This window comes from Allohahella marinimesophila (genome assembly GCF_039538005.1).
Classification (GTDB): Bacteria; Pseudomonadota; Gammaproteobacteria; order Pseudomonadales; family Oleiphilaceae; genus Allohahella; species Allohahella marinimesophila.
Window position 1 is genome coordinate 178,135 of sequence record NZ_BAABBO010000014.1, and the last position, 18,400, is coordinate 196,534.

The following is an 18,400-nucleotide window of genomic DNA, read 5'->3' on the forward strand; positions in this document are numbered from 1 at the left end:
TCTGACTCCTTTTTAATTTCGCTAGTTCGCCCCTTCGGTCACACATCGTGACTACCCAGGGTAAATTGATCGAGCGCGCGCCTGTCGAGCCGACTCTTGTCAATCTTCAGGTACGCCAGCTGATCTTCCATGATCAGCGTCACATCGGTCACACCATTCACGGCGAGCAATGATTCCTGCAAGCCTTCGATCTGATCTTCAGTGAAGCGGCGCAAGGATATCACAGAGGTTTGGGTAGCTGGTGGATTTTTCATCCCAAAAGTGAACAAAAACCATACAGCTGCCAGAGCGGAAATTGCATAGAAGACCAGCTCGGGGCGCCCAGTGCTGAGCAGAGCTCCGCCAAGCACACCGCCAAGAAACGCGCCACCAAACTGGCAGCTTGCAAACACCCCCATGGCCGTACCACGCTGTCCAGCTGGCGCGAGGCGGCTCAGCATCGATGGCAGGCTGGCCTCCATGAAATTGAAGCCGGCAAAGAACAGGGCGAGGGCGATGCAGCTGATCAGAATTGATGACTGGAACAGGCCAAGGAGTAGCATGCCGACGATGAGCGTGATGACCGCGATACGAAACACCAGAGGCAGTTGTCGCCGCTTCTCTGCATAGATGAGTCCCGGCACCATCAGGGCGAAGCCGACCGCCATCAGGCCGAGATAGACCCAGCCGTGATCCTCCACTGGGAGCGACCATTGAGTTTTCAGCACCATTGGCAAGCTGACAAACAAGGCGGTTAGCGATAGATGCAGCAATAGTACACTGAGATCAAGACGCAGCAGTGCCGGGTCCTTCAGGACATCGCGCAGATCATCCTTGATGAACGCTACGTCGCGCGATGTCTGTTGCCGCTGGACTACGATGGTCGGCATTCGCAGCACCAGGAGCATGCCCAGCGCGCCAAGACCTGCCGTCACCAGAAAAATGAGGTAAAGGCCGCCCAGCCCTGCCAGTAGCGGGCCGGCTATCAGCGCGACGCCGAACGACAGTCCGATCGTCATGCCGACGGTAGCCATAGCCTTGGAGCGATTATCCTCCACAGTGGCATCCGCCAGATAGGCCATCAGAACGCTGGCAATTGCCCCGGCGCCTTGCAGTAACCGTCCAGCGATCATCATGTAGATTGAATCGCTGAACGCGGCGAGCAACGACCCCAAGACAAAAAGCGCCAGACCGACCAATAGCAGTGGCTTGCGGCCATATCGGTCAGACAGCGCACCGAAGGGGATCTGCAGTAGAGCCTGACTCAAGCCATAGATACCAATGGCCAGGCCGATCAGCATCGGAGTTGCGCCGCTTAACTCACCCGAGTACAGGGTAAAGACGGGCAGGACCATAAAAAGGCCGAGCATCCGCAGCGCGTAAAGAAGTGACACGTTGCCAACCGCGTAACGTTCACTGGAGTTCACATGTATTCCTCGAAGAAATGAATCAGGCCCTGAGCACCCGGCGCTGAGGCCTGGCGGTACTCAAGTAAACCCGACTACGGAAAGCCGCGTAGTTTAACATCAGTGTCAGCCCGGTTGCAGCTGTCCACACAGCCATGTCTCCGCATTCGGTGCCCCGGGCATATTAGGTCAGGCCGCCCGGAGACTGTATACTGTCCGGCTCCCAATTTTTCTTCTGATAATGGTAATTATGGATAAGATCGTCATCCGTGGCGCACGCACCCACAATCTCAAGAACATCGACCTCACACTGCCACGTGACAAACTGATCGTTATCACGGGCTTGTCAGGGTCTGGCAAAAGTTCTCTCGCTTTCGATACTCTCTATGCCGAGGGACAAAGGCGCTACGTAGAGTCGCTCTCGACCTACGCGAGACAGTTTCTTTCGATGATGGAAAAGCCGGATGTCGATCATATCGAGGGACTGTCTCCTGCCATATCCATCGAGCAGAAATCGACATCCCACAACCCGCGTTCCACCGTCGGCACCATTACCGAGATCTATGATTACCTGAGGCTTCTCTTTGCCCGAGTGGGTGAACCGCGCTGTCCACAGCATGGTGAAAAACTTGAAGCGCAGTCGATCAGTCAGATGGTCGATCAACTCCTTGCGCTTCCAAAGGACAGCCGATGGATGATTCTCGCGCCAATCGTGAGAAATCGAAAAGGCGAGCACGCCAATATTTTCGACAACCTCCGCGCCCAGGGTTTCATTCGAGCCCGAATCGATGGTCGAGTGTATGAGCTGGATGATCTTCCGGATCTGGACAAGAAGAAAAAGCATTCGATCGAAGTCGTGATCGATCGCTTCAAGATCAAGGATGACATCGGCACTCGACTCGCTGAGTCCCTCGAGACATGCCTGCAGCTGTCTGAAGGCATAGCACTGGCAGCGCCTATGGTAGAGAGCGGATCGAACGATACCAGCGATTTGCCGGAGGAGATGATCTTTTCATCACTCTTTGCCTGCCCGGTTTGCGGCTACAGCATGAGTGAACTCGAGCCGCGTATCTTTTCATTCAATAATCCAGCTGGCGCCTGTCCGTCCTGCGACGGCCTTGGCGTGCGCCAGTTCTTTGATCCGGAAAAAGTCGTCGATCGAGCTGGCGTCTCGCTCCCAGAAGGTGCCATCCGCGGCTGGGACAGGCGCAGCGTTTTTTACTATCAAATGCTGCAAGGCCTGGCAGACCACTACGGCGTGTCAATTGAGGTCGCTTTCGAAGATCTGCCTGAAGACTTTCGCAATATCGTGCTGAAAGGATCGGGTAAGGAAGTGATCGGTTTCAAGTACATCAACAGCCGCGGCGACGCTGTGTTGAGACAACATCCGTTCGAAGGAGTCATTCCCAATATCGAACGGCGTTACCGCGAGACGGACTCTCAGATGGTCAGAGACGATCTGGCGAAATTGTTGACCCAGACGAAGTGTCCAGAGTGTAGCGGGAGTCGACTGAAGGAAGCCTCGCGCAATGTCTTTATCGACGAGCTGACCCTGCCGGATATCAGCAGGATGGCGATCGGCGAAGCCGACGTCTTCTTCGACCAGCTGAAACTGTCCGGCAGGAAGGGTGAAATTGCTGAAAAAATCAGCAAGGAAATTCAACTTCGACTCCGCTTCCTGGTAAATGTCGGCCTCGACTATCTCACGCTCAATCGCAGCGCCGAAACACTGTCTGGGGGTGAAGCACAGCGGATCCGACTCGCGAGCCAGATTGGCGCGGGCCTGGTGGGGGTCATGTATGTGCTCGACGAACCCTCAATCGGCCTGCATCAGCGAGATAATGCACGGTTGCTTGAAACCCTCACTCACCTTCGCGACCTGGGTAACACCGTTATTGTGGTTGAGCATGATGAAGACGCCATTCGACTGGCAGATCATGTACTTGATATTGGCCCAGGTGCAGGCGTACATGGCGGCGAAGTCGTCGCCCAGGGGACCGTCGAGGAAATCATGGCCGTCAAGGAGTCTGTGACAGGACAATTTCTCACCGGCACCAGAAAGATTCACATCCCCGAGCAGCGGGTGAAGAGGAACGATGACAAAATTCTGCGTGTCACCAAGGCTTCAGGTAATAACCTGAACGATGTCACGCTTGAGATTCCGGTTGGATTGTTTACATGCATCACTGGCGTCTCAGGGTCAGGCAAATCGACACTGATCAATGGTACGCTTTACCCACTTGCGGCCACCGCTTTAAACAATGCGACAACTTTGGTGGCTGCCGCACACGACCAAATTGAAGGCCTTGATCATTTCGATAAAGTAATCGACATCGATCAGAGTCCGATAGGGCGGACGCCCCGGTCAAATCCGGCAACCTACACCGGCATTTTCACACCGATTCGAGAGCTCTTTTCCAACACCCCCGAAGCAAGATCCAGAGGGTATAAACCAGGCCGCTTCAGTTTCAACGTCAAAGGCGGGCGCTGCGAGACCTGTCAGGGCGATGGCCTGATCAAGGTAGAAATGCACTTTCTGCCAGATATTCATGTGCCTTGTGATGTCTGCAAAGGCAAGCGCTACAATCGAGAGACGCTGGAAATAAAGTACAAAGGTCTCTCCATTCACGGCGTGCTGGAGCTGACTATTGAAGAGGCCCTCCCCTTCTTCGATGCCATTCCGGCTGTCGCCAAGCGCTTACAGACGCTTATCGATGTAGGCTTATCATATATCCGCCTCGGCCAGAGTGCCGTGACTCTGTCTGGAGGCGAGGCGCAGCGAGTCAAATTGTCCCGCGAACTCAGCAAGCGTGATACCGGAAAGACGCTATATATCCTGGACGAACCCACCACTGGCCTGCACTTCCACGACATTGAACAATTGCTAGGGGTCCTTCACAGACTACGCGATCACGGCAACAGTATCGTGGTCATCGAACATAACCTTGATGTGATCAAGACCGCAGACTGGATAGTCGATCTCGGCCCCGAAGGTGGCATACGGGGCGGTCACATCATTGCGGAGGGCACACCGGAAGCTGTGGCGGCAAACTCCGCGAGCTTTACCGGCACATTTCTGGCGCCATTGCTAAAGAAGTAATTACCGGCAGATCCAGAAAGTCGGGATACAAAAAAGCCTCGGTAAACCGAGGCTTTCTATTCATGACCGCAGAGCTTTCAACCTATGCGGCCAAGCCAGGAACGGCCCGAGAGGCCTACCCTTTTATTCAGCGTCAGCCTGTTCGACCGGCTTCTCTGAATTCTCAGCTTTTTCTTTCGCAGGACGGTCGACCAACTCTATATAAGCCATTGGTGCAGAGTCGCCTGGTCGGAAACCACACTTCAGGATTCTGGTATAACCACCAGGACGATCCTGATATCGCGGACCAATCTCGTTGAAAAGCTTGGTGACAGCATCACGACTTCTCAAGCGATTGAAAGCAAGACGACGATTCGCGACGCTATCGCTCTTTGCGAGCGTGATGAACGGCTCAGCGAAGCTTCTCAGCTCCTTAGCCTTCGGCAGTGTGGTCCTGATGAGCTCATGCTCAAGAAGGGACACAGTCATATTCTTAAACATGCTCTTCTGATGAGCACTAGTGCGACTAAATTTACGGCCGCTGTTACGATGACGCATGGTAAATAACCTTTAATTACACAGAACGGATTAACCGCCCATTAAGCTCCAAGAACCCGATCGTCACCACGCAAACTTGCGGGTGGCCAGTTGTCCAGTCTCATGCCGAGCGAAAGGCCGCGCGAAGCGAGGACATCCTTGATCTCAGTCAGTGACTTTTTGCCAAGATTTGGCGTTTTCAACAACTCGACTTCAGTACGCTGAATCAGGTCGCCAATATAGTAGATGTTTTCAGCTTTCAGACAATTCGCCGATCGCACTGTCAGCTCCAGATCATCCACTGGACGAAGCAGAATCGGATCAATTTCTTCCTGCTCTTCAACCTTCTGCGGCTCCGACTGCTGATCGAAATCGACAAAGACCGCGAGCTGTTGCTGTAAGATAGTCGCTGCTCGTCGAATAGCTTCCTCTGGCTCGATAGTGCCATTGGTTTCAAGATCGATAACCAGCTTATCAAGATCCGTACGTTGCTCTACCCGAGCACGCTCGACAGTGTAACTGACGCGACGAATAGGACTGAAAGATGCGTCAAGCTGCAGCTTGCCTATGGCACGCGTCTCGTCGTCTCCAGAGCGTCGCTGATCCGAGGGCTCGTAGCCACGACCTTTAGCGATCTTAAGCTTCATATCGACACTACCACCTGAGTTCAGGTTGCAGATGACTAGGTCCGGATTAGCAATTTCAACATCGTGGTCAAGATTGATGTCGGCAGCAGTGACAACACCTGCGCCAGACTTCTTCAGCGTAACCGTCGCTTCCTCTCGCGTGTGCATGATAATCGCGAGATTTTTCAGGTTAAGCAGGATCTCGATGACATCTTCCTGAACGCCCTCGATAGAGCTGTACTCATGGAGTACACCACTCATCTCGACTTCAACAACAGCTGCACCTGGCATTGACGACAGCAGGATACGGCGCAGAGCACTACCGAGCGTGTGTCCGAAACCACGCTCGAGCGGCTCCAGCACAACCTTCGCAGTGCGACTCGCAACCTGGTTGACCTCAATGCTACGTGGCGTTAAAAATTCATTAACTGAATTCTGCATGTATGCCTCTAGTAAGTTAATAGCCAGGGCAGCTGAACTACCCACCGCAAAATACGGGACCTATTTCGAGTACAGCTCGACGATAAGATTTTCGTTTATCTCGGCTGAAAGGTCTGTTCGTTCCGGTGTCGACTTAAAAATACCGGTAAGCTTACCAGAGTCGACGTCCAACCAACTTACTTCGCCACGGTTACCAGACAGTTGCATGGCACCCTTGATTCTCAGCTGATTCTTCGACTTTTCCCGAACGCTGATGATATCGCCAGGCTTGACCTGATAAGAAGGTATGTTGACCTGCTTGTCGTTTACAAGGATAGACTTGTGCGAAACAAGCTGTCGCGATTCAGCGCGGGTCGAACCGAAACCCATTCGATACACAACGTTATCCAACCGTGACTCCAGCAACTGCAGAAGATTCTCACCGGTTGCACCTTTCTGACGGGCTGCAGTGTGGTAGTAGTTACGGAACTGCTTCTCGAGTACGCCATATATACGGCGAACCTTCTGCTTTTCACGCAACTGGATACCGTAGTCAGACAGGCGGCTTCTACGCGCACCATGTTGACCAGGAGCGGTTTCCATATTGCACTTGCTGTCGAGCGCTCTAACGCCACTCTTCAGGAAGAGGTCGGTACCTTCACGACGTGAAAGCTTACACTTTGGGCCAATATAGCGGGCCATTCGAAATCTCCTTTGCTCTTAGACTCGACGACGCTTAGGCGGTCTACAGCCGTTATGCGGTATGGGTGTCACGTCAACGATGCTACTAATTTTGTAGCCAATTGCATTTAGGGCTCGAATAGCTGACTCACGACCAGGACCTGGGCCCTTAACCATGACATCGAGATTCTTCAGGCCGTATTCAGAAGCCGCATTACCGGCTCTTTCAGCTGCTACCTGCGCAGCAAAAGGCGTGCTCTTACGTGAGCCACGAAAACCGGAACCACCTGCAGTTGCCCAACTAAGTGCATTGCCCTGGCGGTCAGTGATGGTAACAATTGTATTGTTAAAGGACGCGTGAATGTGCGCCACACCATCGACAACGGTCTTTTTTACCTTCTTACGGGTACGTGTACCTGGTTTTGCCATCTCTAAATTCCAGTTGCTTTACTTGCGAATCGGCTTGCGAGGACCCTTACGAGTTCGCGCATTGGTCTTGGTTCGCTGCCCACGAACGGGCAGGCCATGACGATGGCGTATGCCACGAAATGCACCAAGATCCTTCAACCGCTTTATGTTCATCTGCACTTCACGACGCAAGTCACCTTCTACCGCGAGTTTGGCTATCTCATTTCTGAGAGTATCCAACTGCTCTGGAGACAAGTCTCCGATCTTAGTAGATGAGCCTACGCCAGTGCTGACGCACAGTTTCTGTGCTGTTGTCTTACCAATTCCGTAGATATAGGTAAGCGAGATAACAGCATGCTTATTGTCCGGTATATTCACACCTGCAATACGCGCCATTGCAATACTCCACATACGCGCCGAAGCGCTGTGCTTAAAAATCAGGGCGCGAAATCATAGCGCCCATCGATACCTAATACAAGGAAAACCTAGCCTTGTTTCTGTTTGTGGCGCGGTTCAGCGCTACAAATGACCATAACGGCGCCATTGCGTCGAATGATCTTACAGTTACGGCAGACCTTCTTGACTGAAGCCCGTACTTTCATTGAAATCTCCTTCTGGAACAATACTGATCGTTCCCAAAAGGGAACCGAAACTATGGTCGAATCAACGCGGAGCGCCGCTACGACCGTAACTTTTCAGATTCGACTTCTTCATGACTGACTCATACTGATGAGACATCAAGTGAGATTGAACCTGGGCCATAAAATCCATAACAACTACAACAACGATCAGCAGAGATGTGCCACCGAAGTAAAACGGGACATTGGCTGCGATTATCAAAAACTGCGGCATCAAAGAGACTGCAGCGATATATAGGGCCCCGAACATCGTCAGCCTTGTCAGTACGCCATCAATATATCGAGCCGTCTGATCGCCAGGGCGAATGCCAGGAACAAAAGCTCCCGAACGCTTCAAGTTATCGGCAACTTCTTTCGGGTTATACATCAATGCTGTGTAAAAGAAGCAGAAGAAGATAACGGCAATCGCAAACAGCACTATGTACAGAGGCTGGCTTGGCGCAAGAAGTTGTGAAAACACTTGCAACCACTCCATCCCTTCACTCTGGCCGAACCACTGTCCAATCGAAGCAGGGAACAGAAGAATGCTTGAGGCAAAGATCGGGGGAATGACGCCCGCCATATTCACCTTCAACGGAAGGTGGCTACTTTGCTGCGCATAAACCTTTCTACCCTGCTGCCGCCGCGCATAATTGATTGTTATTCTTCGCTGCCCTCTTTCGACAAATACAATAAAACCAACAATCGCAATCGCAAAAACAGCAATACCGATTAGGGTAAGAACATTCAGCTCACCAAGTCTCGCCTGCTCAAAGGTCTGTCCAATTGCAGACGGAAGCCCGGCCACAATTCCAGCGAAGATCAGCAATGAAATTCCATTGCCAATACCACGCTCGGTAATTTGCTCACCTAACCACATGAGGAATACCGCACCCGAAACAAAGGTAATTACCGCAACGACGTAAAAACCGATATCAACGGTAAAGGTAACACCTTGATTCGCCAGGCCAATGGACATGCCAATCGCCTGAATCGTTGCCAGGACAACCGTTCCGTAACGGGTGTATTGGCTGATCTTTCGTCTACCTGCCTCGCCTTCTTTTTTCAATGCTTCAAGCGAAGGCGTCACCACAGTGAGTAACTGCATGATAATCGACGCCGAAATATAAGGCATGATACCCAAAGCAAAGATACTCATCCGCTCAAGTGCGCCACCAGAGAACATATTGAATAGACTCAATATAGTTCCCTGGTTTTGATCAAAAAGAGCCGCCAGCCGGTCCGGGTTGATACCGGGAACCGGGATGTGCGCTCCAATTCGATACACCACTAAGGCGAGGAAGACAAACAAAAGACGAGACTTTAGCTCAGCGAATCCTTTATTTGCCCCTGCGGGTAACGCGTTCAAATTAGCCATTTACGCCTCGATTGAACCACCTGCAGACTGGATCGCCTCAGCGGCGCCCTTGGTCACTTTAAGACCCTTTAACACTACAGCTCTTGTGATCTCGCCTGAAAGGATGACCTTCACCTGAAGAGCCTGTTCGCCCACCAAACCAGCTGCTTTCAAAACAGCCAGGTCGACAGTACCATCCGCAAGACTGTTAATCTCATGGAGACGGACCTCCTCAGAAAACCGGCCAATTCTTGACGAAAAGCCAAACTTCGGGAGTCTGCGTTGTAAAGGCTGCTGCCCACCCTCGAAACCAGGCTTAACACCACCGCCACTTCGAGCCTTAATACCTTTGTGACCGCGTCCGCATGTCTTACCGAGTCCGCTACCGATACCACGACCAACACGCTTACGCGCTTCGCGAGCACCCTCACCTGGACTAAGAGTATTCATTTTCATGCTATACACCTTCAACTTTCAGCAGATACTGGACTTTATTGATCATGCCACGTATCGCCGGAGTATCTTCCACTTCGACCGAGTGATTGATCTTTCTCAGGCCAAGGCCTTTTACGCAAGCTTTGTGATTTGGAAGCGTGCCAATGACACTTCTAACCAGAGTGACTTTTACTTTATTCATTAGGCTCACCCGTTATTTCTTCCAGAGACTTGCCACGTCGAGCAGCAATATCTTCTGGGCTCTGCATAGTCTTCAGACCATTGAATGTGGCCCTAATAACATTGACAGGGTTCGTTGACCCGTAACATTTGGCGAGTACGTTCTGAACTCCAGCAACCTCTAGAACGGCGCGCATTGCACCACCGGCGATAATACCAGTACCCTCAGAGGCTGGCTGCATGTAGACCTTTGATGCGCCATGACGTGCCTTCACAGGATATTGGATAGTGGTACCATCGAGAGAAACATTAATCATGTTCTTCCGAGCAGCATCCATAGCCTTCTGGATCGCAGCTGGGACTTCGCGCGCCTTACCGCGGCCAAAACCAACTTTACCCTGGCCATCCCCTACTACTGTCAGCGCTGTAAAACCGAAAATTCGGCCGCCCTTTACAACCTTGGCGACTCGATTAACTTGTACCAGCTTTTCCTGCAGCTCAGGTGACTTCTGATCATTTGCCGACATAATTTACCCCTTAGAATTCCAAGCCGTTTTCTCTAGCTGCATCAGCCAGAGCTTTAACGCGACCGTGATATCTGAAACCAGATCGATCGAAAGCGACTTTAGTAATGCCGGCAGACTTTGCACGTTCGGCAATCAATGCCCCAACTTTAGTCGCGGCGTCAATATTGCCAGTGCTACCCGAACGCAGCTCCTTATCAAGAGTAGAAGCCGAAACGAGCACTCTGCTCCCATCAGAAGTCAGGACCTGGGCATAAATGTGCCGAGGCGTCCTATTCACGCTCAGACGTTCAACTTTGAGCTCTCTAATTTTAAAACGCGTCTTCTTAGCACGACGCAAACGAGATGTTTTCTTATCAATCATGACTGCGCCCTACTTTTTCTTAGCTTCCTTAATTGCAACTCTTTCACCAGCATAACGAACACCCTTGCCCTTATATGGCTCCGGCGCCCGCAGCGCTCTGATCTCAGCTGCAACCTGTCCAATTTTTTGCTTGTCTATACCTTTCAACAAGATCTCAGTCTGCGTAGGCGTCTCCGCGGAGATGCCCTCAGGCAACTGATAATCAATCGGATGGCTATATCCGAGAGAAAGACCAAGCACAGTACCTTTCGCCTGCGCCTTGTAACCAACACCGACAAGTTCAAGCTTCCTTTCGAAACCCTGAGAGACACCTGTGACCATGTTGTTCACGAGAGAGCGCATTGTACCCGCGAGCGCACGTGATTGCTTCGCTGAATTTGCGGACGCAAATATCAACTGATCACCTTCATGCTTAACATCAACGATATGATGAAGCGTGAGCTCAAGCTGGCCTTTACTGCCTTTAATGGCAACATTACTTTTATTAATCGTGACAGTCACACCGGAGGGAATCTGTACAGGATTATTTGCAACTCTAGACATACTATTCTCCTAGAATACTGTACAGATTATTTCACCACCGATACCAGCTGCCCTAGCAGCACGATCTGTCATGATACCCTTGGAAGTCGAAACTACAGAGATACCAAGTCCGGCATTGACCTTCGGTAGCTCGTCTGCGGCACGGTACTGTCTCAGCCCAGGACGGCTGATGCGCTTGATAGTTTCGATAACCGGCTTGCCTTCAAAATACTTCAGTTCAATGTTGAGAACAGGCTTAACATCACCTTCAACAGCAAACGCCGCTACGAAACCTTCGTCCTGCAGAACCTGAGCGAGTGCCAGTTTCACTTTTGAGGACGGCATACTCACCGATGACTTCTCAGCCATCTGGGCATTTCTAATTCGCGTTAACATATCCGCGATAGGGTCTTGAATACTCATTACTAACTCCGCGTTTGAGTTGTGCAGCTAAAAGCTTACCAACGTTTCCCGTTTACCAGCTTGCTTTGGTAAGGCCGGGTACATCTCCGCGCATTGCAGCTTCACGAAGCTTGATGCGTGACAATTTGAACTTCCTCAAAACAGCATGCGGCCGACCAGTCATCTGGCAGCGTCGCTGTATACGAACAGGAGAAGAATCCCTAGGCAGTTTCTGCAATTGCTTTTGGGCTTCCCACTTCTGATCATCGGAAGCTTCTGGACTGCTGATTGTGTCCTTAAGCGCCGCACGTTTGGCGGCGTACTTGGCAACAGTCTTCTCGCGCTTCAATTCGCGCTGAATCATACTTTTCTTAGCCATCAGCAAATTACCTATTTTCTGAACGGAAAACTGAACGCGTTGAGCAAAGCTCTGCCTTCTTCGTCCGTCTTAGCTGTTGTAGTAATCGTGATATCCAAGCCACGGACTTTGTCGATCTTGTCATATTCAATTTCGGGAAAGATAATCTGCTCTTTCACACCCATAGAATAGTTACCACGCCCGTCAAAGGACTTCGGGTTCAAACCACGAAAATCTCGGACTCGAGGTATGGAAATATCAACCAACCGCTCGAGAAATTCCCACATACGATCGTTTCGCAGCGTTACCTTGCAGCCGATCGGCATGCCCTGACGGATTTTAAATCCCGCGACAGATTTACGCGCATTGGTAATGACAACCTTCTGACCTGCGATCTTCTCGAGTTCAGCAGCAGCAATTTCAACCTGCTTCTTGTCACCAACGCCTTCTCCAACACCCATGTTCAGAGTTATTTTCTGAACCCGGGGTACTTCCATGACGTTCTTGTACGACATTTCTTTCATCAATGCCGGTACAACCTGGTCACGATAGACTTCCTGATACCTAGCCATGTGTTCGCTCTCTAACTCTTCAGCTCTTGCTGATCGGATTTGAAGATGCGGACCTTCTTGCCGTCATCGAGTATCTTGAAGCCTACGCGATCCGCTTTTCCTGTTGCACTATTGAAGGCAGCAACGTTAGAGGCCTGAATGGGCGCCTCTTTTTCAACTATGCCACCAGCAACGCCGAGATTTGGGTTCGGCTTTGTGTGTTTCTTGATCATATTAACGCCAGAGACCACCACACGCCCATCAGCCTGAACAGCTCTGACTGTGCCGCGCTTGCCTTTGTCTTTACCGGCGATGACAATCACTTCATCGTTCTTTCGTAACTTTTTCATTGCGACCTCTACAAAACTTCTGGAGCGAGAGAGATGATCTTCATGAACTTCTCACCCCTAAGCTCTCGTGTTACAGGCCCGAAAATTCGCGTACCGATAGGCTCTTCCTTCTGATTCAGAAGAACTGCAGCATTGCCGTCGAATCGAATAATGGAGCCATCTGGACGACGAACACCTTTACGTGTGCGAACGACTACCGCCTTCAAAACCTGACCTTTCTTGACTTTGCCACGCGGGATCGCTTCTTTGACCGTCACCTTTATGACATCGCCAATCCTGGCGTAGCGACGGTGCGAGCCGCCTAAAACTTTAATACACATGACTCGACGGGCACCGCTGTTGTCGGCTACGTCCAGCTCACTTTCTGTCTGAATCATTGGACTACTCCAAAAACCTTAATTAAGACGCTTAGACCCGCTTCGCGCGCTCGAGCACCTGTACAAGCCGCCAAGATTTGTTCTTGGAAATCGGCCTGGACTCCTGAATCTGAACCACGTCACCGATGTGGCATTCGTTCTGCTCATCATGCGCTTGTAGCTTCGTTGAACGCTTAACATACTTGCCGTAAAGAGGATGCTTGACCTTACGCTCGATGAGCACAACGACAGACTTATCCATCTTGTCGCTAACGACCCTGCCAGTCTCTGTACGAACTGTCTTTTCTGCCGCAGCCATCACTTACCTGCCTTCTGATGTATAACTGTTTTGACCTGAGCAATACTTCGACGTGTTTCACGAAGTAAATGTGTCTGGGCAAGCTGGCCAGTCGACTTCTTCATTCGAAGATTGAACTGGTCCTTGAGAAGCTCCATGAGCTTCCCTTGCAACTCGTCCTGAGACATATCTTTCAGTTCTGCTATTTTCATGTCTACATCACCGTTCTGGTAACGAAGGTCGTCGCGATCGGCAGCTTTGCTGCAGCGAGGGTGAACGCCTCTCTTGCAAGATCTTCTGACACGCCTTCCATTTCATACAGGACCTTACCAGGCTGAATCTCTGCCACCCAGTACTCGACTGCACCCTTACCCTTACCCATTCTCACTTCAAGCGGCTTTTTACTGATCGGCTTGTCAGGAAAAATTCGGATCCAGATCTTGCCACCCCGCTTGATTTTACGAGTAATGGTTCTCCGGGCCGCTTCAATCTGGCGTGAAGTAATACGACCACGAGCCGTTGCTTTCAGTCCGTATTCGCCAAAGCTGACTTTGGCGCCACGTGTAGCCAGACCAGTATTTCGGCCTTTAAACATTTTTCTGAATTTTGTGCGTTTGGGCTGCAGCATGTTATGCCCTCTCTTGTTTTGAAGACTTCTTACCGGCTGCCGCTGCTTCTGCACGAATCTGGGCTATACCACCAAGAATTTCGCCTTTAAAGATCCAGACTTTTACGCCGATAACACCATAAGTCGTGTGTGCTTCATGAGTCGCATAATCAATGTCGGCTCTCAGAGTATGGAGCGGCACGCGACCTTCCCGATACCATTCGGTTCGAGCAATTTCAGCACCACCAAGACGACCACCAACCTGAATTTTGATGCCCTTGGCGCCCTGACGCATAGCGTTTTGAACCGCTCGCTTCATTGCACGACGAAACATCACACGCCGCTCGAGCTGACTGGCCACGCCGGCGGCTACCAGCTTCGCATCAAGGTCGGGCTTGCGAATCTCTTCAATGTTCAGATGAACTGGAACGCCCATAAGCGCACCAATTTCTGATCGCAGCTTGTCAACGTCCTCACCCTTCTTTCCAATCACGATTCCAGGCCGTGCGGTATGAATGGTGATCTTGGCGTTCTGAGCTGGTCGCTCAATGATAATTTTGCTCACAGAAGCTCTCTCAAGCTTCTTCATGAGGTACTCACGAACCCTAATATCAGTCAACAGATTGTCTGCGTAATGCTTCTTGTCTGCGTACCAAACCGAGTTGTGCTCTTTTACGATTCCGAGTCGGATACCGACCGGATGAACTTTCTGTCCCATTTCCGTCTAAGCCTCCGCGACCTTGATAGTGATGTGGCAGGTGCGCTTAAGTATGCGATCTGCACGTCCTTTGGCCCGAGGCTTAATTCGCTTCATAACTGGGCCTTCATCAACGAATACTGTTGACACTTTCAGCTCATCTACATCAAGACCCTCGTTATGCTCAGCATTCGCTATAGCGGACTCGAGAACCTTTTTAACAATATGCGCTGCTTTTTTTGGACTGAACGTAAGAACGTCCAGAGCCTCTTCGACACCTTTTCCTCTGATCAGATCAGCCACCAAACGGGCTTTCTGAGCAGAGAGGCGGGCGCCTGCTAATTTAGCTGCTACTTCCACCATCCTTCTCCTCTACCGTTTGGCTTTCTTGTCTGCCACGTGGCCTTTGAAGGTTCGCGTAGCAGAAAATTCGCCCAGCTTATGCCCGACCATATCTTCGGTCACATAAACAGGAACATGTTGCCGGCCGTTATGAACGGCAATCGTCAAACCAACCATTTCTGGAAATATGGTTGAACGACGTGACCAGGTCTTGATCGGTTTCTTATCTTTGATTTCGTTAGCCGCTTCAACCTTCTTAAGCAAATGCAGGTCGATGAACGGTCCTTTCTTCAATGAACGTGGCACGATTTAACTCCTACTTCGCTTTACGGCTGCGGATAATCATTTTATCCGTACGCTTGTTCTTTCTGGTCTTGTAGCCCTTGGTCGGCACACCCCATGGAGTAACCGGGTGCTTACCAAAGTTACGCCCTTCACCACCACCATGTGGGTGATCGACCGGGTTCATGACCGTACCGCGCACTGTCGGACGAACGCCTATCCAACGCTTAGCACCAGCCTTGCCGTAAACCTTCAGGTTATGCTCTGAATTACACACTTCTCCCAGCGTGGCTCTGCACTCGGACAACACCTTGCGCATCTCTCCAGACTTGAGACGAAGCGTCGCATAGACACCCTCTCGCGCCACTACCTGAGCGGACGTGCCAGCACTGCGGATCATCTGGGCGCCTTTACCCGGCTTGAGCTCAATACAGTGCACAACACTACCAACAGGAATATTCCGAAGCGGCAGACAGCTTCCGGAACGTATTGGTGCGTCTTCGCCGTTCTGAATGGTGTCACCAGCCTTAAGACCCTTGCTCGCAACTATGTATCGCTTGTCCCCATCAGCATAGGCAACCAACGCGATATGAGCGGATCTATTAGGATCGTACTCAAGCCTTTCAACGACTGCGGGAACGCCATCCTTGTTTCGCTTGAAATCGATGACACGATAAAGGCGCTTGTGACCACCACCCTGATGGCGAACGGTAATGCGCCCCGTATTGTTACGCCCACCTTTCTTGGTGAGTGTCTCGGTAAGCCTGGCTACAGGCGCACCTTTGTGAAGATCATGGTTGACTACTTTAACCACATGACGCCGACCAGCCGACGTCGGCTTAGTTTTTAAAACTGGCATATAAACCCCTTATTCGACGTCAGCGAATTCAATAGTCTGACCTTCAGCCAGGCGAACGTAAGCCTTTCTGACTGCAGACTTCTTACCAATACCACGAGCTGTACGCTTGGTCTTACCTTTGATGGTGACCACTTGAACAGCCTGGACCGAGACTTTGAACAATGCCTCCACTGCCTGCCTAACCTCAGCTTTAGTGGCGTCAGGCGCGATCTTGAAAGTCACCTGGTTATTCAGCTCAGCAATCCGGGTCGCTTTTTCCGAGACATGCGGGCCAAGCAGCACCTTATACAATCTTTCGCGAATCATCCCAGCATCTCCTCTATCTTCTTGATTGCCGATACGGTAACGACAACCTTTTCGCAGTTTATGAGGCTCACCGGGTCGATTCCCTGCGCATCACAAACATAGATGCGAGGAATATTGCGCGAAGCGAGGTACAACTTCTCATCCACTTCTTCGGTGATAATCAGAGCGTTACTGATACCCATATTCTGAAGCTTCTCAGCGAACTGCTTCGTCTTGTGCGTGTCTGGTGTAACTGACTCAACAACCAAGAGACGATCTTGCCGAACGAGCTCAGACAATATTGCCTGCATAGCCGCTCGATACATCTTCTTGTTGACCTTTTGACTATGGTCACGAGGTCGGGCTGCGAATGTAACACCGCCCCCTCTCCAGATTGGGCTACGAATCGTTCCAGCTCTCGCACGACCAGTACCCTTCTGACGCCATGGCTTCTTACCGCCACCACTCACATCGGAACGAGTCTTTTGTGCTTTGCTACCCTGGCGTGCGCCTGCTAGATATGCAGTGACTACCTGGTGAACCAGATCCTGGTTAAACTCTCTACCGAAGGCCTGGTCGGACACGGCAAGCGCTTCTGCGCCTTGAACATTCAATTGCATCTGCGCCCCCTATCCCTTCTTAGTTACAGCTTTAACAGCCGGCTTAACAATGACGTTACTGCCGACAGCACCTGGCACGGATCCGGAGACGAGCAACAGATTTCGCTCTTCATCCACTCGCGCGATAGTGAGGCTCTGGACGGTAATTTGCTTGTTACCCATCTGTCCGGCCATCTTCTTTCCCTTGAACACCTTGCCTGGCGACTGGTTTTGACCTATCGAACCAGGAGCTCGGTGAGAAAGAGAGTTACCGTGAGTAGCGTCCTGCATAGAGAAGTTCCAGCGCTTAATAACGCCGGCAAAGCCTTTTCCCTTCGAAACACCAGTAACATCAACAGACTGACCAGGCGCGAAGATAGATACGCGCACTTCGTCACCGGCGTTGAAGCCAGAAATATCGTCGGAGCTTATGCGGAACTCGTCGAAACGCGCAGCCGGTTCTACGCCAGTCTTGGCGAAGATACCTGCTTCGGGCTTGTTGAGCCGAGAAGGCTTCTTTGAACCAGAAGCCACTTGAACTGCCGTATAACCGTCAACTTCCAGCGATTTCACCTGGGTGATAACGTTTTTCGACACTTCGATGACGGTCACAGCTGTAGCCGTGCCATCTTCTAAAAACAAACGAGTCATGCCAACCTTACGGCCGACTAAACCAATTGCCATTTTTCACCTCTTAGTGTACGGGGCTAACCCTCTATGGCCACAATATGTGTTACACCAATGAAGCGGGATATTGCTATCCCTATCTGTTAACCGAGACTGATTTGAACATCAACTCCGGCCGCAAGATCTAGCTTCATTAGCGCGTCTACGGTTTTTTCCGTAGGCTCGACGATGTCGAGCAATCTTTTATGTGTTCGTATTTCATATTGATCTCGCGCGTCTTTGTTAACGTGCGGCGAAATAAGAATCGTGAATCTCTCGTGCTTCGTTGGCAATGGGATTGGGCCGCGAACTTGCGCTCCAGTCCTTTTAGCCGTATCAACTATTTCCTGAGTTGACTGATCAATCAGGCGATAGTCGAAAGCCTTGAGTCGAATTCTAATCGTTTGGCTTTGCATTTGTACTCTCCGACACAATAGGCAGGCATCCACCCATCGAAAAAGGAGCCGCATTGTAAGCGCGGCTTTCAAGCCTGTCAACCTGATTCCAATGGGAACAGTATTATCAAGACTAATAAAAAAGGGGGCCTAGCCCCCTTTGAACGTCAACTACCTAATCATTACTCGATTACTTTAGAGACAACACCGGCCCCTAC

The 18,400-nt window shown here is 51.0% G+C and carries 30 protein-coding genes; 1 reads left to right on the plus strand and 29 read right to left on the minus strand.

Features of this window, described 5'->3' with window-relative positions; all coding sequences use genetic code 11:
- Nucleotides 1-38: 38 nt before the first annotated feature.
- Nucleotides 39-1,406 (minus strand): MFS transporter, encoded by a 1,368-nt coding sequence (locus ABD735_RS15895; protein WP_344808222.1) that lies wholly within the window; start codon nucleotides 1,404-1,406, stop codon nucleotides 39-41.
- Nucleotides 1,407-1,635: 229 nt separating this feature from the next.
- Here ABD735_RS15895 and uvrA point away from each other — a divergent pair, with 229 nt between their 5' ends.
- On the plus strand, nucleotides 1,636-4,485 hold the full coding sequence (gene uvrA / locus ABD735_RS15900) for an excinuclease ABC subunit UvrA (RefSeq protein ID WP_344808224.1): 2,850 nt from the start codon (nucleotides 1,636-1,638) through the stop codon (nucleotides 4,483-4,485).
- A 123-nt stretch (nucleotides 4,486-4,608) separates the two neighbouring features.
- Here uvrA and rplQ read toward each other — a convergent pair whose 3' ends face one another.
- The 28 genes from rplQ to rpsJ form a co-directional block, all read right to left on the minus strand.
- Nucleotides 4,609-5,022 (minus strand): 50S ribosomal protein L17, encoded by a 414-nt coding sequence (gene rplQ, locus ABD735_RS15905; protein WP_344808226.1) that lies wholly within the window; start codon nucleotides 5,020-5,022, stop codon nucleotides 4,609-4,611.
- Between the two features lie 41 nt (nucleotides 5,023-5,063).
- Nucleotides 5,064-6,068 carry a DNA-directed RNA polymerase subunit alpha gene (locus ABD735_RS15910; protein ID WP_344808228.1) on the minus strand — a complete coding sequence of 335 codons (1,005 nt, stop codon included), beginning with the start codon at nucleotides 6,066-6,068 and terminating at the stop codon, nucleotides 5,064-5,066.
- A 60-nt stretch (nucleotides 6,069-6,128) separates the two neighbouring features.
- Nucleotides 6,129-6,749 carry a 30S ribosomal protein S4 gene (rpsD, locus tag ABD735_RS15915; protein WP_344808230.1) on the minus strand — a complete coding sequence of 207 codons (621 nt, stop codon included), beginning with the start codon at nucleotides 6,747-6,749 and terminating at the stop codon, nucleotides 6,129-6,131.
- A gap of 18 nt (nucleotides 6,750-6,767) precedes the next feature.
- Nucleotides 6,768-7,157 carry a 30S ribosomal protein S11 gene (gene rpsK, locus ABD735_RS15920; protein WP_344808232.1) on the minus strand — a complete coding sequence of 130 codons (390 nt, stop codon included), beginning with the start codon at nucleotides 7,155-7,157 and terminating at the stop codon, nucleotides 6,768-6,770.
- A gap of 18 nt (nucleotides 7,158-7,175) precedes the next feature.
- The gene (gene rpsM, locus ABD735_RS15925; protein ID WP_344808235.1) at nucleotides 7,176-7,532 is read right to left on the minus strand and encodes a 30S ribosomal protein S13; all 357 of its coding nucleotides are present in this window, start codon (nucleotides 7,530-7,532) and stop codon (nucleotides 7,176-7,178) included.
- An 89-nt stretch (nucleotides 7,533-7,621) separates the two neighbouring features.
- Complete coding sequence (gene rpmJ, locus ABD735_RS15930) at nucleotides 7,622-7,738, minus strand: 50S ribosomal protein L36 (protein WP_083921027.1); 117 nt, start codon at nucleotides 7,736-7,738, stop codon at nucleotides 7,622-7,624.
- A 61-nt stretch (nucleotides 7,739-7,799) separates the two neighbouring features.
- Nucleotides 7,800-9,131: a preprotein translocase subunit SecY gene (gene secY / locus ABD735_RS15935; RefSeq protein ID WP_344808239.1), complete on the minus strand. Its 1,332-nt coding sequence runs from the start codon at nucleotides 9,129-9,131 to the stop codon at nucleotides 7,800-7,802.
- On the minus strand, nucleotides 9,132-9,566 hold the full coding sequence (gene rplO, locus ABD735_RS15940) for a 50S ribosomal protein L15 (RefSeq protein WP_344808241.1): 435 nt from the start codon (nucleotides 9,564-9,566) through the stop codon (nucleotides 9,132-9,134).
- A gap of 1 nt (nucleotide 9,567) precedes the next feature.
- Nucleotides 9,568-9,747 carry a 50S ribosomal protein L30 gene (rpmD, locus tag ABD735_RS15945; RefSeq protein WP_344808243.1) on the minus strand — a complete coding sequence of 60 codons (180 nt, stop codon included), beginning with the start codon at nucleotides 9,745-9,747 and terminating at the stop codon, nucleotides 9,568-9,570.
- Complete coding sequence (gene rpsE / locus ABD735_RS15950) at nucleotides 9,740-10,252, minus strand: 30S ribosomal protein S5 (RefSeq protein ID WP_344808245.1); 513 nt, start codon at nucleotides 10,250-10,252, stop codon at nucleotides 9,740-9,742. The genes rpmD and rpsE overlap by 8 nt, the downstream gene beginning before the upstream one ends.
- Nucleotides 10,253-10,262: 10 nt before the next feature.
- Nucleotides 10,263-10,613, minus strand: coding sequence for a 50S ribosomal protein L18 (gene rplR / locus ABD735_RS15955; RefSeq protein WP_344808247.1), 351 nt, complete (start codon nucleotides 10,611-10,613; stop codon nucleotides 10,263-10,265).
- Between the two features lie 9 nt (nucleotides 10,614-10,622).
- Complete coding sequence (gene rplF / locus ABD735_RS15960) at nucleotides 10,623-11,156, minus strand: 50S ribosomal protein L6 (protein WP_344808249.1); 534 nt, start codon at nucleotides 11,154-11,156, stop codon at nucleotides 10,623-10,625.
- A 9-nt stretch (nucleotides 11,157-11,165) separates the two neighbouring features.
- Nucleotides 11,166-11,558, minus strand: a complete 393-nt coding sequence (rpsH, locus tag ABD735_RS15965; protein ID WP_344808251.1) for a 30S ribosomal protein S8 — start codon at nucleotides 11,556-11,558, stop codon at nucleotides 11,166-11,168.
- Between the two features lie 52 nt (nucleotides 11,559-11,610).
- A complete protein-coding gene (rpsN, locus tag ABD735_RS15970; RefSeq protein ID WP_344808254.1) occupies nucleotides 11,611-11,916 on the minus strand; it encodes a 30S ribosomal protein S14 in 306 nt (101 codons plus the stop codon).
- Between the two features lie 11 nt (nucleotides 11,917-11,927).
- A complete protein-coding gene (gene rplE, locus ABD735_RS15975) occupies nucleotides 11,928-12,467 on the minus strand; it encodes a 50S ribosomal protein L5 (RefSeq protein ID WP_344808256.1) in 540 nt (179 codons plus the stop codon).
- An 11-nt stretch (nucleotides 12,468-12,478) separates the two neighbouring features.
- Nucleotides 12,479-12,796: a 50S ribosomal protein L24 gene (rplX, locus tag ABD735_RS15980; protein ID WP_344808258.1), complete on the minus strand. Its 318-nt coding sequence runs from the start codon at nucleotides 12,794-12,796 to the stop codon at nucleotides 12,479-12,481.
- An 8-nt stretch (nucleotides 12,797-12,804) separates the two neighbouring features.
- Nucleotides 12,805-13,173 (minus strand): 50S ribosomal protein L14, encoded by a 369-nt coding sequence (gene rplN, locus ABD735_RS15985; RefSeq protein WP_344808260.1) that lies wholly within the window; start codon nucleotides 13,171-13,173, stop codon nucleotides 12,805-12,807.
- 31 nt (nucleotides 13,174-13,204) lie between these two features.
- Nucleotides 13,205-13,471: a 30S ribosomal protein S17 gene (rpsQ, locus tag ABD735_RS15990; protein ID WP_344808262.1), complete on the minus strand. Its 267-nt coding sequence runs from the start codon at nucleotides 13,469-13,471 to the stop codon at nucleotides 13,205-13,207.
- Nucleotides 13,471-13,662: a 50S ribosomal protein L29 gene (gene rpmC / locus ABD735_RS15995; RefSeq protein ID WP_344808264.1), complete on the minus strand. Its 192-nt coding sequence runs from the start codon at nucleotides 13,660-13,662 to the stop codon at nucleotides 13,471-13,473. Before rpmC ends, rpsQ begins: the two co-directional genes overlap by 1 nt.
- Nucleotides 13,663-13,664: 2 nt before the next feature.
- The gene (gene rplP / locus ABD735_RS16000; protein WP_344808266.1) at nucleotides 13,665-14,078 is read right to left on the minus strand and encodes a 50S ribosomal protein L16; all 414 of its coding nucleotides are present in this window, start codon (nucleotides 14,076-14,078) and stop codon (nucleotides 13,665-13,667) included.
- A 1-nt stretch (nucleotide 14,079) separates the two neighbouring features.
- On the minus strand, nucleotides 14,080-14,775 hold the full coding sequence (rpsC, locus tag ABD735_RS16005) for a 30S ribosomal protein S3 (RefSeq protein WP_344808268.1): 696 nt from the start codon (nucleotides 14,773-14,775) through the stop codon (nucleotides 14,080-14,082).
- Between the two features lie 6 nt (nucleotides 14,776-14,781).
- Nucleotides 14,782-15,114, minus strand: coding sequence for a 50S ribosomal protein L22 (gene rplV / locus ABD735_RS16010; protein ID WP_344808298.1), 333 nt, complete (start codon nucleotides 15,112-15,114; stop codon nucleotides 14,782-14,784).
- A gap of 12 nt (nucleotides 15,115-15,126) precedes the next feature.
- Nucleotides 15,127-15,402, minus strand: a complete 276-nt coding sequence (gene rpsS, locus ABD735_RS16015) for a 30S ribosomal protein S19 (RefSeq protein WP_344808270.1) — start codon at nucleotides 15,400-15,402, stop codon at nucleotides 15,127-15,129.
- A 10-nt stretch (nucleotides 15,403-15,412) separates the two neighbouring features.
- On the minus strand, nucleotides 15,413-16,237 hold the full coding sequence (rplB, locus tag ABD735_RS16020; RefSeq protein WP_344808272.1) for a 50S ribosomal protein L2: 825 nt from the start codon (nucleotides 16,235-16,237) through the stop codon (nucleotides 15,413-15,415).
- A 9-nt stretch (nucleotides 16,238-16,246) separates the two neighbouring features.
- Nucleotides 16,247-16,543 (minus strand): 50S ribosomal protein L23, encoded by a 297-nt coding sequence (gene rplW / locus ABD735_RS16025; RefSeq protein WP_344808274.1) that lies wholly within the window; start codon nucleotides 16,541-16,543, stop codon nucleotides 16,247-16,249.
- Complete coding sequence (gene rplD / locus ABD735_RS16030; protein ID WP_344808276.1) at nucleotides 16,540-17,142, minus strand: 50S ribosomal protein L4; 603 nt, start codon at nucleotides 17,140-17,142, stop codon at nucleotides 16,540-16,542. Before rplD ends, rplW begins: the two co-directional genes overlap by 4 nt.
- Before the next feature lie 9 nt (nucleotides 17,143-17,151).
- Nucleotides 17,152-17,805 (minus strand): 50S ribosomal protein L3, encoded by a 654-nt coding sequence (rplC, locus tag ABD735_RS16035; protein WP_344808278.1) that lies wholly within the window; start codon nucleotides 17,803-17,805, stop codon nucleotides 17,152-17,154.
- Nucleotides 17,806-17,891: 86 nt separating this feature from the next.
- Nucleotides 17,892-18,203 carry a 30S ribosomal protein S10 gene (gene rpsJ / locus ABD735_RS16040; RefSeq protein ID WP_344808280.1) on the minus strand — a complete coding sequence of 104 codons (312 nt, stop codon included), beginning with the start codon at nucleotides 18,201-18,203 and terminating at the stop codon, nucleotides 17,892-17,894.
- Between the last annotated feature and the right edge of the window lie 197 nt (nucleotides 18,204-18,400).

Excerpts from the sequence above, each read along its gene's own strand:
- uvrA (WP_344808224.1), top strand. The coding sequence starts at position 1,636 with ATGGATAAGATCGTCATCCGTGGCGCACGCACCCACAATCTCAAGAAC.
- rplQ (WP_344808226.1), bottom strand. The coding sequence starts at position 5,022 with ATGCGTCATCGTAACAGCGGCCGTAAATTTAGTCGCACTAGTGCTCAT.
- ABD735_RS15910 (WP_344808228.1), bottom strand. The coding sequence starts at position 6,068 with ATGCAGAATTCAGTTAATGAATTTTTAACGCCACGTAGCATTGAGGTC.
- rpsD (WP_344808230.1), bottom strand. The coding sequence starts at position 6,749 with ATGGCCCGCTATATTGGCCCAAAGTGTAAGCTTTCACGTCGTGAAGGT.
- rpsK (WP_344808232.1), bottom strand. The coding sequence starts at position 7,157 with ATGGCAAAACCAGGTACACGTACCCGTAAGAAGGTAAAAAAGACCGTT.
- rpsM (WP_344808235.1), bottom strand. The coding sequence starts at position 7,532 with ATGGCGCGTATTGCAGGTGTGAATATACCGGACAATAAGCATGCTGTT.
- rpmJ (WP_083921027.1), bottom strand. The coding sequence starts at position 7,738 with ATGAAAGTACGGGCTTCAGTCAAGAAGGTCTGCCGTAACTGTAAGATC.
- secY (WP_344808239.1), bottom strand. The coding sequence starts at position 9,131 with ATGGCTAATTTGAACGCGTTACCCGCAGGGGCAAATAAAGGATTCGCT.
- rplO (WP_344808241.1), bottom strand. The coding sequence starts at position 9,566 with ATGAAAATGAATACTCTTAGTCCAGGTGAGGGTGCTCGCGAAGCGCGT.
- rpmD (WP_344808243.1), bottom strand. The coding sequence starts at position 9,747 with ATGAATAAAGTAAAAGTCACTCTGGTTAGAAGTGTCATTGGCACGCTT.
- rpsE (WP_344808245.1), bottom strand. The coding sequence starts at position 10,252 with ATGTCGGCAAATGATCAGAAGTCACCTGAGCTGCAGGAAAAGCTGGTA.
- rplR (WP_344808247.1), bottom strand. The coding sequence starts at position 10,613 with ATGATTGATAAGAAAACATCTCGTTTGCGTCGTGCTAAGAAGACGCGT.
- rplF (WP_344808249.1), bottom strand. The coding sequence starts at position 11,156 with ATGTCTAGAGTTGCAAATAATCCTGTACAGATTCCCTCCGGTGTGACT.
- rpsH (WP_344808251.1), bottom strand. The coding sequence starts at position 11,558 with ATGAGTATTCAAGACCCTATCGCGGATATGTTAACGCGAATTAGAAAT.
- rpsN (WP_344808254.1), bottom strand. The coding sequence starts at position 11,916 with ATGGCTAAGAAAAGTATGATTCAGCGCGAATTGAAGCGCGAGAAGACT.
- rplE (WP_344808256.1), bottom strand. The coding sequence starts at position 12,467 with ATGGCTAGGTATCAGGAAGTCTATCGTGACCAGGTTGTACCGGCATTG.
- rplX (WP_344808258.1), bottom strand. The coding sequence starts at position 12,796 with ATGAAAAAGTTACGAAAGAACGATGAAGTGATTGTCATCGCCGGTAAA.
- rplN (WP_344808260.1), bottom strand. The coding sequence starts at position 13,173 with ATGATTCAGACAGAAAGTGAGCTGGACGTAGCCGACAACAGCGGTGCC.
- rpsQ (WP_344808262.1), bottom strand. The coding sequence starts at position 13,471 with ATGGCTGCGGCAGAAAAGACAGTTCGTACAGAGACTGGCAGGGTCGTT.
- rpmC (WP_344808264.1), bottom strand. The coding sequence starts at position 13,662 with ATGAAAATAGCAGAACTGAAAGATATGTCTCAGGACGAGTTGCAAGGG.
- rplP (WP_344808266.1), bottom strand. The coding sequence starts at position 14,078 with ATGCTGCAGCCCAAACGCACAAAATTCAGAAAAATGTTTAAAGGCCGA.
- rpsC (WP_344808268.1), bottom strand. The coding sequence starts at position 14,775 with ATGGGACAGAAAGTTCATCCGGTCGGTATCCGACTCGGAATCGTAAAA.
- rplB (WP_344808272.1), bottom strand. The coding sequence starts at position 16,237 with ATGCCAGTTTTAAAAACTAAGCCGACGTCGGCTGGTCGGCGTCATGTG.
- rplW (WP_344808274.1), bottom strand. The coding sequence starts at position 16,543 with ATGATTCGCGAAAGATTGTATAAGGTGCTGCTTGGCCCGCATGTCTCG.
- rplD (WP_344808276.1), bottom strand. The coding sequence starts at position 17,142 with ATGCAATTGAATGTTCAAGGCGCAGAAGCGCTTGCCGTGTCCGACCAG.
- rplC (WP_344808278.1), bottom strand. The coding sequence starts at position 17,805 with ATGGCAATTGGTTTAGTCGGCCGTAAGGTTGGCATGACTCGTTTGTTT.
- rpsJ (WP_344808280.1), bottom strand. The coding sequence starts at position 18,203 with ATGCAAAGCCAAACGATTAGAATTCGACTCAAGGCTTTCGACTATCGC.